The organism is Thermogutta sp. (assembly GCF_039793925.1).
Taxonomy (GTDB): Bacteria; Planctomycetota; Planctomycetia; order Pirellulales; family Thermoguttaceae; genus Thermogutta.
In genome coordinates this window covers 1-11,579 of sequence record NZ_JBAMME010000086.1, presented here as the reverse complement: position 1 = coordinate 11,579, position 11,579 = coordinate 1, and the positions used below count along the sequence as shown (strand labels likewise).

Here is an 11,579-nt window from a genome sequence, read left to right as displayed (position 1 = left end):
TTTGTGCGCTCCACAAATTGCAGCATCAGCCCCCAAATGTGGACTTTGGGCCGCCAGAATGGCCGAGTCATTATATGAGCCAAGTCCACGTTCGTCACCGTCGGCGAGATCCGGAACGGGCTGTTAACTCGACCGGGCTGTTGACCAGAGAGTCCGAGAGTTCGAGGCCGGAGCTTCGGGCTGCGAGTGCAAACCAATGGGGCTGCCATCGACCTTGGACGGAACTCTCTTGAAATCAAGAGCGCCCGGCGGCCCAATCGACGCAAATCCTTTCAAACGAGCGCGTTAAAACGAAACGCCCGCGAACCCTCGATAGGGAGCGCGGGCGTCAACTCGCGCGTCGGGCAGTTTCGTGAAAGTTCAGAAGGCTCCCCGGCCAGGGCTCGAACCTGGGACCTGGCGGTTAACAGCCGCCCGCTCTACCTGCTGAGCTACCGGGGAATCGCTCGCCTTTCCTGAAGCGATTCAGATCGTCGAAACCGTTGGCAAAGCGGACGTAGCCGAGGCGGATCACAAAGGCCATCTTCTCGCGAAAGCCAAACCACCGACCTGCCGATCGCTTTCGCCACGGCTCCCCCGTTTGCCATCCATCGGATATTTTATCGTAATGTGGCTTCCAGCCTCGATCAAGGCCGGGACTGTGAGGAATGTGATGGGAACAGTGCTTGGCCGGAACCCTCAACCAGCCAAAATTTTCCACGCCGAGTCGTGATTCTCGGTCTGGTCCTCACCAAATGAGGATGGCAGTCGGAAGGTACGCCCGGACAGCAGTGTTCCGCCACCAGGCCATGCACAACCGGGGCAGGTGGGTTCACCACTCTGAAGTGTTATTTGGCCTGGCACGCTGAAGAGCTGGGGAGACACGGTTACCCCAGCGGCAAGCCGTTAATAGCCATTTTCCCCAGTGGCATGAAAATTCAGAACGCTCGTCAACCACACACGATCAACCCATACTGGTACGAGTTTAGCCGGGTCTTCGTCCGGTTATGGGCGGCGCTCATGTTTCGGATCCGGTACTTCGGCGTGGCGAATGTCCCTCGCGAAGGGGCCCTCCTGGTTGTTTCGAATCATCAAAGTCACCTCGATCCTCCCCTCATCGGGGCAGGTATTCCTCGGACAATGCACTACCTGGCCAGGAAGTCGCTCTTCCGGTTCCCCGGCTTTGCGCAGCTTATACGCTCTTACGGGGCCATCCCCCTCGATTTGAACAATCCCCTGAGCGGTCTGAAAGAAGCGCTAGCCTGTCTTCAGACTGGGGAAGCGGTTCTCATTTTCCCGGAGGGAACCCGATCACCGGACGGCGAGCTCCATCCCTTCCACAAAGGATTTCGGATGCTGGCCATACGGTCCCGGGCGAGGATTCTTCCCACCGCTATTGAGGGCGCTTTTGCCGCCTGGCCCAAATGGAGAAGTTTTCCTCGACCTGGGCGAGTCGCCGTCCGTTTCGGTTTCCCCCTAACACCGGACGAGTATCTGCCTTTGGACGAAGACGCGTTTCTCACCCTCGTCGAAGATCGCGTTCGCGAATGCCTCTGGGAACTGCGAAGCACAGCGTTCCCTGTCGGCGTACCCCGGCCTAAATAGGCCCCGCGTCCGTTTATCCGGCAATCGCCGCTGTGAAACGTCACGGCCGATAGTCACGGTCCGCCGGGCGTAACCGACCAAGCGATGACCTGTTGCGACGTGGCGATCACAAGCACTGGGGCTCCATTATGCTCGGCCACAGCCACCCCTGTGATCAGCTCACCCACGTTGAAGCGATCCACGAGCTGGCCGTCCTTGTCCACAATGTGGACTGATCCGTCCGCACCGACGAGAATCCACTGCTCCGTCTTACCGGGAAGCACGCGCCCGTGCACGATTTGTTCCACTGGATACTGCACCATTCCTTTGGGGAGCGTGTACTTCCAGAGCTCGTCGCCGGCGAGGTTGAAGCCGAAGGCTTCCGTCTGGGCAAAATCTTTGGGATCCAGCCCGCAGAGTTCAGCGGTTCCGTCGCCGTCAAGGTCAGCGGCGGCCAGCCAGGCGATTGTTCGTCCGGGCACGATGACTTCCCCCAACCGTTGGCCATCGTGACTGATCTGCACCGCGCTGCCTCGCGACGTGTTGGTCACGAGAAAACTCGGGGACTGTCCCTGAGGGCCCGGCAAAACCCCGATGCGAAAAGCGACCGCCGCTGTTCGGTTGGCCCATAAACGCTTTCCATCTAGGGAGATCGCCTGGACACCGACAACCCCTAGGAATCCGATCACGGCTTCGAGATTTCCATCAGCATTGAGGTCCACCAGGCGGACGTCCGCCATCCCTTCATGAGGGGGCGTTCCCTCGCCCGGGTATCGGCCCACGAGTTCGAATTGGTCGTTGTAGATCGATAACTGTTGAGACCCGAATGACCAACCCACGAAATACCGTTTTCCGGTCTTCTCCACGGCGCTCCGGAGAAAGTCGATTTTGTCTGGCGGAAGCGGTTTGAGGGGCCAGCGAGATTTGACAGTGCCGTCCCAACCGATCTCCGCAGCCGTATTCCCTTCTTCCACACAGATCACGCGATCGTTGCCCGCAGATTCCGGGACAATGACGATGTTCCCAGGCGATTTAATGAGGTTGCACTTGAACAGATCCACCAGTTTTAAGTGCTGGGGAGTGCTGGCAGGTGCCGGCTCGACAGTACTGGCGGCAGTGATTTCATCCAGGGCGAAGGTGAACAATCCATGCCGCGATGCCTCGTCAACAAGTCTGGCCAACTCAGTTTTCATTTTTTCGAAACCGGCCCGCTCCTCCTCTACGAGGTTGACACCGCTGAGGAGCTTCTCCAAGGTTCCGCTCAAGCGATCCACCAGGTCCATCGTCATGCCCAAGTGATACGTTTGGATGAGACCTTGGGCATTGAGCATCACAAGACACGGCACAGTGACTTTATTTTGTCGAAAAGTCGCCCCGAAGATTTTTTCCGAGTCATTACGCGGATCGCGGAGAAGAGGCAAGGTAACCTGCCAGGATTGCAGGATCTTGAGCAGTTCCTCATTCTTGACTGCTGGGCTGTCGAGGGCATCCACCACATGGTCCACGCTTACCGCGTAGAACGCCACTCGGTCGGCAAACTGTCGGGCCACCGCCTCAATCGCCTGAAGAACCGCCTGCGATCCGGGATGGTTCCTGGACCAGAACTCCAGCACCACCGGTTTGCCAGCCAAACTTGCTAACGTGACTTTCTGACCATTGGTATCTTCAAATTCAAACTCAGCCGGCCGAGTTCCCAGGTAGTCATAGCCGTACGGATGGAGCTCACCGGTAATCCGAGCGTCCGACGGAACGGAAAACACAAAGGCCTCAGAATTAATCGGTCTATTGACCACTGGGTCGATGAATTCTTCGTAGATCGCGAGATTCTGGAAGCGCCCACCATCAAAGCTCTGCCGCAATCCCTCCGCAGGCAGGTCAACTCGGACGAGCAAGCGTGTCTTCCTGTCAATCCACAGAATGACATCTCCATCCTTGCGACGAACGCGCACCCGGTCGCAGGTGAACGTGCCGGTTGTCCCGGGCGGAATAACATCCTGTTGCTCGCTGCGATAAAGCAACGTTTTCAGCGGATCCTCCGCCACCAGCAAGACCAGCGGCGGTGGGAGTAAGCTGTAAAGTTGCCCGGGACCTTGCATAAGGGCGTTTGCCAGAATGGTATCGGCGAACAGGGTCTTCAGGTTGAACTTGTCGGGGGCCGAGATTTTGAGCACCTGACCGGGCAGAAACGCTACATAGCCCCAGAAATCCTTGCCGTCACAAATAATCACGCCATCGCCAGCGATTAGCCGGAGTTTGTTGGGTCTTTCGAAGGCCGTCACATAATTGACGCGGCTTTCCACCGGTTGACCGTTGTATGTTCCGCGAATGACAATCCGGCCCTGGTCGCCGTAACTGCTCGCCGACTGATAGACCTTCACCATCTCTTCGAGTATTTCTCGCGCTGATTGGGTGGACGGGGGTATCGTCTCGGGTTTCCGCGTGGGTTGCCCTGGCTGCGGAGCATCGCCGGAATCTGTCGCAGGGCCCGACCCGGCTGGTCCCGCTGGACGCGGTGGCTCTCTGGAAACACTTTCGCCGAGCTGCGAAGAAGAGTCTGCAGATCGGGTGGCTTTCTGTTCCGCGTCAGGCTTGCCCTTTTGGGCAGTGCACCCTGTCAGAAGTGCCACGCCCAGAATTAAAAAGAAGAACCCCTTTCCTGCGATCTGGCGCCGACGCAGCCATGTCATTTCTAACCTATCCGTTCTCCCCAACAACGCCAACTTAGACGCAACCGGAACAGACATCTCACGCACTGCATTGGTGATGGTGTCCCGGCGACGACACTGACAGAACTTGCCTGGGTTGAGCATCACACCATCCTTCGATTTCCGTGAGGACCTTTTTGCACCGACTCACTTCACCCCGCCGCCGCGCGAGGTGGGTGGAGTCCACTTCTCCGAGCGGCTCGCACACAGCGATGATCCCACTGGTTTTTATCGCCAGGAGAACGGCTCAAGCGAGCCGGACACCTGGATTTCGGAATAATACCGGCCCGACGCGATGACGGAGCCCAATTACGGCTTGGCGGGCCGATGGATCGCAACCAGGGCCCTGAAAACTCTCTCATCTTAACACATCCTGTGAAGTTGCGGCACGGGATTGCGCGAGAACTGGAAAGAAGTGAAAATAGATAAATACGGTCCCGTTGGATAACAGGAGGAATTTATGGCCCATCGGGTGCATTTCGGTGCGGATCAATACGTCGAACTCCCCGAACTGCCGAGTGTGTGGCAGGCAGAGCCCCCCGGGGCAACCGCCCGAGAGGTGTCGAACCTCCAGGCAGCCATCCGCGAGGCGTTAGAAGGTCCCCTGGGTCTTCCCGCGCTTTCAGAATGCCTTACAGGCGACGACACGGTTGTCCTAGCCATTCGGCGGGGTACTCCCTGCAGTGATCAGATCATTAGCACGGTGGTCCAAGTGGTTCTTGATTGTCTGACTCCATCCCAGCCGGTGACCATTCTGCGAACGGAGGCCGACGCGGCAGCGGATCGGGGGGACCCACGACGTTTGCTGCGCCCTGAACATGCCCGCCGCGTGATCATCAAAACACACCAGGCTCGGAACTCTGACGATCTTGCCTATTTGGCGCGTTTCGAGGATGGGCGAGTGCTCCGGCTCAATCGTGCCCTGGTAGAAGCTGACGTCGTCATACCGATCGGCTGGACACAATCTCGCGGAACCTGGAATCGTTACAGCGCGTTTGGCGCGATCTTCCCCGCCTTTGCCGACTATACCGCCCAACAACGACACTGGCGGGAAGTTGTCGAGCGAGTGCGCTACCGAAAGCTCAAACGGATGGGAAAGGTTCGCAGCTCACCTCTTCGAGCGGCAAGCAGCCTCAGTCGCGAAGCCGACTGGCTCCTGGGGACACAGTTCGCCCTGGAAGCGGTCCCGGGACCGTTCGGCAGAGTACTGCGAGTTATGGCGGGCGACGTCCACCGAGTGGCAAAAGAATCGCGAGAGGAGTTTCTTCGCCAGTGGGGGCTTCCCGTAGAACGTCGGAGCGATGTGGTCATCGCGGGGGTGGACCACAACCCAGCTCACTCCCCTTGGGAAAACCTGGCCCAGGCAGCCTGGACAGCAGCTCGGCTTGCGAACCCGCGCGGCCAAATTATTTTGCTAGCAGATTGGGAAATGCCAGCCAGAAGTTCACCGGAAATAGCACTTTCTCCCAGTGAGGTGGCAGCCCGGGGAAGTTGGACCGACGTTCTTCAGGAACTGGGTGACGCTGTTGTTCCATTCTGGCTGCTGTCGCGGGTGCGTCGGCGGGCCAGCCTGTGCGTCTGGTCCCCGCGACCGGTTTCTCAACCACTCTGGCGAGAATGGATCGACTGGTTGGGCATCGAAACGTCTAACCGAGTAGAAGTCCTTCAGCAATGGGTGCAGTCCGCCGGATCAGTGACGCTGTTATCTCATGCCACCCTAGTTTGCCCCCAGCGAATGTCTTTGCCACCGCATGTTCCGGACCGGCCAGCTTGAAATGACCGCGAATACCCGCAGCAGGAAGTTTTTTGGGAGGTAGGCAAGGCGGGCGTCCAGAAAACGTCCGGAAAGTCTCCTCTCCCCGACACCAGTCAAGAAACTTCATAAGTATCCGAAAAGGACAAGCGGATGGATATAACCAGCCTACTACGGAAGAACCTGGAAAGCATCCAGGAAAAAATTCGGGCCTCTGCGGAACGGGCGGGACGCTCCCCCCACGAGATCCGCCTCATCGCAGTCACCAAATATGTGGATGTGCCCGTGGTCCGTCAGCTCGTGGAACTGGGACAGCGCGCGCTGGGAGAAAGTCGGCCCCAACAACTATGGCAGCGGCACGCGCTCTTGGGTGAGTCACCTATTGAATGGCATCTGGTCGGTCCGTTGCAACGCAACAAAGTTCGCAAAACGCTCCCGTGTGCCACGTGGATCCACTCCGTGGACTCGCTCGCCCTACTGGCGGATATCAACCGAATCGCCGGAGAGTTAGGATTACGGCCAAACCTTCTCCTGGAGGTCAACGTTTCCCGGCATCCATCCAAACATGGATTTCCTCCTCAGATGATGGAAGAAGTCATATCGCAACTTGAAAACTTCCCCGACGTGGCGATTTGCGGGCTGATGGCCATGGCAGGCGTGGAAGGGGATTTGGAGGGAGCCCGACGCGATTTTCGCGCTCTTCGGCAGTTGCGTGACCAGCTTGCCCCGCTAGCACCACCCCGGGTCTCCCTCCGCGAACTTTCGATGGGAATGAGCGGAGACTTTGAAATCGCCATCGAAGAAGGGGCGACCATGGTGCGGATCGGCTCGGCCCTTTTTGAAGGTATTCTGAAGGAACATTCATGAGCAACCACCGTGGCAACCGAGCTTCCGCTCTGACCAGCATCTCAAACGACGGACGTAAGTGTGCTTGAGAAACTGTCGCCAATGGGTGCATTCAAGAATCGCACGACCAGGTAACCGGGAATCTCTCGTATGAATCCACTTGCAGATCACCCTGAAGGCTGTGTGCTGGAAATCAAAGTCCATGCGGGGGCTCGCCGCAACGAGTTGCGATGGGAATCGGACCAGCGGGCAAAAGTGTGGGTCACACAGGCACCGGAAAAAGGAAAGGCCAACCAGGCGGTACTGGAAATTCTGGCGAAAAGCCTCGGTGTTCGTGCATCTCAATTGGAGATCGTATCGGGCCAAACTTCGCCGAACAAGCGCGTTCTTGTACGGGGATTAAACGCACAGGAAGTGGATCAACGGCTCAAGGCCCACGCGCACACGAATCCGAAAACGGGGTGAATTTCGTCGGATGGCGTTTTTCCATTCCAAATTCTCGGACACGAAACTGTTTCGGAACGATCGAGGGCGCAGCAAAATAAGCATTTGACCAGCTTCGCCCAAAAAGAGACGAAGGGTTAATGGCCATGGCGGAACAAACCGGGATACGCGAGATGATGGACCTGCAACCTATCCCCGGGGCGGTGGTGTTCGACATGGACGGGCTAATGTTCAATACCGAGGACATCTATTTTGCGGTGGGCACAGAACTCCTTCGCCGCCGGGGCCACGTTTTTACCCGCGAACTCAGTGACGCCATGATGGGCCGTCCACCTCGGGCGAGCTTCGAGATCATGATCCGCTGGCATAATCTTCCCGACAATTGGCAGACGCTGGCCCGAGAGTCCGAGGACCTGTTTATCGAAATGATCAAAGGACGCATCCAGCCGATGCCGGGCCTGATGGAGCTGCTGGACGCCCTTGAGAGAGCAGGAATTCCTAAAGCGATCGCCACCAGCAGCAGCCGTCGAACCCTTCAGGCCGTTCTCGGGACTTTCCAGCTCGAACCGCGGTTCCATTTCACCCTGACGGCAGAAGATGTTCAACGAGGAAAACCCGACCCGGAGATTTATCTCAAGGCAACCGCACGATTCGGACTGGAACCGGACAAAGTGGTGGTGCTCGAAGACAGCGAAGCTGGTTGTCGAGCGGCGGCGGCAGCCGGTACAATAGCCGTTGCTGTTCCCGGGCCTCACAGCGCTCGGCACGATTTTTCGTCGGCCCGCCTGATTGTTTCCAGCCTGGCCGATCCAAAACTGTACGAATTGCTTCGGCTTCCAAGCCCTGGGTCGTGCTGAGAAACTATGGTGGCGCGAATGAGCGCCCGTGCAGCGACGCCATCTTGGAGCCTTCCTTATAGGTTGTCCCCAGATTTGAGGAGAACACAGCTCATGAGCCGCACATCGACACTTTTTCTCGCAATGGTATGGATCGCCGCAGCCGCCACAATACTGCCTTCAAGATTGAAAGCCGCGGAGGAAAATGACGAGTTGTGGCAGACGGCAGAAGAACGGATCGAAAAGTACCGAAAAGGCGATATTGAAATGTTGGTGACTCTCGAGGGGAAACCCGTTGCGAATGCAGAAGTCACCGTCGAACAGACGCGGCACGCGTTTCTTTTTGGCTGCAATATTTTCAAATGGGGCAGGATCGAAGATCCCAAGCTAGAAGAAGCCTACCGTCAGCGTTTCGCCGAAATTTTCAACTATGCCACAGTAGGTTTCTATTGGCCGACATATGAGCGGCGTCAGGCTGAGCCGTCACACGAGTATGCTCGGCAAGTGGCCGAATGGTGCCGCGAGCACGGTATCGCGGTGAAAGGCCATCCACTGGCATGGAACTTCGTTGATCCCGCATGGCTGCCCGATGATCCAAAGGAAATCCTGCGCCTTCAGCTCGCACGCATCGAGGACTGTGTGTCCCGATTTGCGGGCCTCATCGATCGCTGGGACGTGGTGAATGAAGCCACGGAGTTTGACCGACCGTCGTGCCAACAGCGGGGCCCCAAAATGACAAGAATGTGGCAGGAAGTCGGACAGACCGAATTCACGAAACTCTGCTTCGAGCGAGCTCGAAAGGCCAATCCCAACGCCACGCTGATCATCAATGATTATGTCATCAGCCCAAAATACGAACGCTTGCTCGAACAACTTGTGGACGATCAGAACCGCCCGATCTTCGATGTCATCGGGATTCAAAGCCATATGCACGGAGGTACGTGGTCCAACGGGCAGATTTGGGACGTGTGCGAGCGCTTTTCCCGATTCAAAGTGCCTCTCCATTTCACCGAAACCACCATTGTCTCCGGTGAACTCGGGCGAGGACGCCCCCGGCCCTGGGTGACAACTCCGGAGGGCGAAGAATACCAAGCCCGCGAGGTTGTCCGGTTTTACACCATGCTCTTCTCACATCCGGCTGTTCAGGCAATCACATGGTGGGATTTTTCCGATTATCGAGCCTGGCAAGGCGCCCCCGCCGGTCTGCTGCGACAAGATATGTCTCCCAAACCCGCCTACACGGAGCTCTACAAACTCATCAAGCAAAAATGGTGGACCAGGGAAACGGTAATAACAGATGCGGCAGGACGCGTCAAGTTCCGCGGATTTGCAGGGGATTACACGCTCCGCGTGAATAAAGAAGGAATCGAGCCCGTAGATATGAGTTTCCGGGTCGAGGCGTGCATTACCAACTCGATGCAAATCGAGTTACGTGAGAGACGAATAGCAGAGACCGCCGTTCAAGGGGCCCGCTCAGAGCCTGCGGATAGCGGATTGTGAAGGCCCCTGCTCAGACCCGACTCACTGGTCAGGGCACACCCGCGCAGCATGGCACAACTGAATAAGCTGATCGAGGTTCTGGCGAACAACTTCGTAAGGGGCTTCGTTTCGAATGGCCAGCTCGACTGTCGCGGCCGCCTCAGTAATCACTGGAAAGCCATAACTTCCAGCAGCGCCCTTGAGCTGGTGAACCGCCCGGCGTAACTCTTCCAAATTCCCCGCTGCCAAAAGCTCTTCGTAGGCGGCCGTGCGGTAGGGCATCTCCTGCACAAACATCTCAATGAGGTCCCGGAAGTCCGGGTCGCTACCTAATTCGGAGTAGATCGCTTTGTATCCTGTCGCTGTCAGTGGTCGCCCATCCATCATCAGAGCTTCCCCCCTGGGAACGAGTCGTTTTTATCGATCCGCCATGGTCAATCGACTTACCTTTTCTTTTCCCTTCCTACTCACTTACCTGCCTTTTACAGATAGTCTAGCTTACCGCAGACACTAGCGCAGTACGGTTGCAAAAAATTTACAAAGTCGACATGTCGGTCCTCCCGCTATTCCATGCTTCCAAAAGCCTAGAACGTTCCTGGAGAGGCCTAATGTTCGCCAGCGGCTCCGCCAAACAGGCCGTCCACTATTCTCGGATAAATCCCCACCCTCGATACAGATCGCACAGCTATCAACGTAGGTCTTCGATGCGGCTAGAAAGAACGCACAATGTACATCAAATGAATAAAATGCTATGTTTGGCGAGACGATATAAGATGATAGCCACACGTGAAATGGATAACGTGAGCGGTATTGGGTGTTTCTGTAACTCGTACAAGAGGAGATTGTTTCCCATGAAGCGTGTCACACTCTACAGTGCCGCGGTCCTTGGTGCCCTCACCATTGGGCTGGCCTTGAGCTCGGCTCAAGCTTCAGTTCTCTTCGGCGGCGGCGCATGCGCCCCGGCTTGTGAAAAACCGGCCTGCGAACCCGCCTGCGAGCCGGCCTGTGCCCCCGTTTGTCGGCCTGGTCTGCTTGCCCGTATTCGGGCCCATCACCTGGCCAAGCACGCCTGCTGCGAACCGTGCGCGCCCGCCTGCGAAAAACCGGCCTGCGAGCCAAGCAAGCCAGCTTGTGAGCCTGCGTGTGAGCCGGCCTGCGCACCGTGCTCCCGTCCTGGACTGCTTGCCCGCATTCGGGCCCATCACGAGGCCAAGCGTGCCTGCCGCGAGGCCTGCGCACCTGCCTGCGAGAAACCAGCTTGCGAACCCTGCCAACCGGCTTGTGAACCGGCTTGCCAGCCCGCCTGCAAGCCCGTCCGGGTTCACCATCACCGCGTTCGTCGGGTGATCTGCAATCCGTGCGCTCCGGCGTGTGAAAAACCCGCCTGCGAAAAACCCTGCGGCTGCTGATCAGATGAAACCGGACGATCGGGACCAGATAAACTGACGTGCTACCCGAGACGCCAGTAACCCATCCGGGCGACCTTTCTGAGAGGTCGCCCGGCCTTTTTTTGGTCTTGGACAGCCGCGTCCGCTGTAAACTTGACCCCAGTCGCGACCGAAAGATTGCGGAGCCCTGAGCCGTTGATCACTCGGGAAACAATCGCGTGGAGAGATAACGCTCGCCCAGATCGGGAAGGACTACGACGATCAGTTTTCCAGCGTTTTCGGGTCGCTTGGCCACCTGAAGAGCTGCCCACGCCGCGGCCCCGGAACTGATGCCACACATGAAGCCTTCCATCCGCGCGAGGGCCCGAGAAGTTTCCATCGCCGCCTCATCGTCCACGCAAATAACTTCGTCAATCACCGAGAGGTTGAGCACATCAGGAATAAACCCAGCCCCAATTCCCTGAATGCCGTGCTTGCCCGGCTTGATCGGTTGCCCGGAGAGTTTTTGCGTGATGACGGGGCTGTTGGCGGGTTCTACCGCAATGACCTTAACGCCTGGTTTACG

General features: G+C 57.5%; 9 protein-coding genes and 1 tRNA gene. 6 read left to right on the top strand and 4 right to left on the bottom strand.

Features of this window, described 5'->3' with window-relative positions:
• Positions 1-368: 368 nt before the first annotated feature.
• Positions 369-441 (bottom strand) — tRNA-Asn (locus tag ABJK56_RS03265).
• 390 nt (positions 442-831) lie between these two features.
• On the opposite strand from ABJK56_RS03265, the gene ABJK56_RS03260 reads away from it, so the two are divergent.
• Positions 832-1,584 carry a lysophospholipid acyltransferase family protein gene (locus tag ABJK56_RS03260; RefSeq protein ID WP_347243234.1) on the top strand — a complete coding sequence of 251 codons (753 nt, stop codon included), beginning with the start codon at positions 832-834 and terminating at the stop codon, positions 1,582-1,584.
• 53 nt (positions 1,585-1,637) lie between these two features.
• Here the strand turns inward: ABJK56_RS03260 and ABJK56_RS03255 are convergent, their stop codons facing one another.
• The gene (locus tag ABJK56_RS03255) at positions 1,638-4,250 is read right to left on the bottom strand and encodes a redoxin domain-containing protein (protein WP_347243233.1); all 2,613 of its coding nucleotides are present in this window, start codon (positions 4,248-4,250) and stop codon (positions 1,638-1,640) included.
• A 478-nt stretch (positions 4,251-4,728) separates the two neighbouring features.
• Here ABJK56_RS03255 and ABJK56_RS03250 point away from each other — a divergent pair, with 478 nt between their 5' ends.
• The 5 genes from ABJK56_RS03250 (at position 4,729) to ABJK56_RS03230 (ending at position 9,647) form a co-directional block, all read left to right on the top strand.
• Positions 4,729-6,042, top strand: coding sequence for a lactate racemase domain-containing protein (locus ABJK56_RS03250; protein WP_347243232.1), 1,314 nt, complete (start codon positions 4,729-4,731; stop codon positions 6,040-6,042).
• Positions 6,043-6,174: 132 nt separating this feature from the next.
• On the top strand, positions 6,175-6,888 hold the full coding sequence (locus tag ABJK56_RS03245) for a YggS family pyridoxal phosphate-dependent enzyme (RefSeq protein WP_347243231.1): 714 nt from the start codon (positions 6,175-6,177) through the stop codon (positions 6,886-6,888).
• Between the two features lie 129 nt (positions 6,889-7,017).
• Positions 7,018-7,332: a DUF167 domain-containing protein gene (locus ABJK56_RS03240; protein ID WP_347243230.1), complete on the top strand. Its 315-nt coding sequence runs from the start codon at positions 7,018-7,020 to the stop codon at positions 7,330-7,332.
• A gap of 125 nt (positions 7,333-7,457) precedes the next feature.
• Positions 7,458-8,168, top strand: a complete 711-nt coding sequence (locus tag ABJK56_RS03235; protein ID WP_347243229.1) for an HAD family phosphatase — start codon at positions 7,458-7,460, stop codon at positions 8,166-8,168.
• A gap of 93 nt (positions 8,169-8,261) precedes the next feature.
• Positions 8,262-9,647: an endo-1,4-beta-xylanase gene (locus ABJK56_RS03230; RefSeq protein ID WP_347243228.1), complete on the top strand. Its 1,386-nt coding sequence runs from the start codon at positions 8,262-8,264 to the stop codon at positions 9,645-9,647.
• Positions 9,648-9,668: 21 nt separating this feature from the next.
• Here the strand turns inward: ABJK56_RS03230 and ABJK56_RS03225 are convergent, their stop codons facing one another.
• Together ABJK56_RS03225 and ABJK56_RS03220 are read right to left on the bottom strand one after the other, a co-directional pair.
• On the bottom strand, positions 9,669-10,013 hold the full coding sequence (locus ABJK56_RS03225; RefSeq protein WP_347243227.1) for an Hpt domain-containing protein: 345 nt from the start codon (positions 10,011-10,013) through the stop codon (positions 9,669-9,671).
• Between the two features lie 1,200 nt (positions 10,014-11,213).
• The coding region (locus ABJK56_RS03220) for a pyridoxal-phosphate dependent enzyme (protein ID WP_347243226.1) at positions 11,214-11,579 on the bottom strand (366 nt) is incomplete at its 5' end.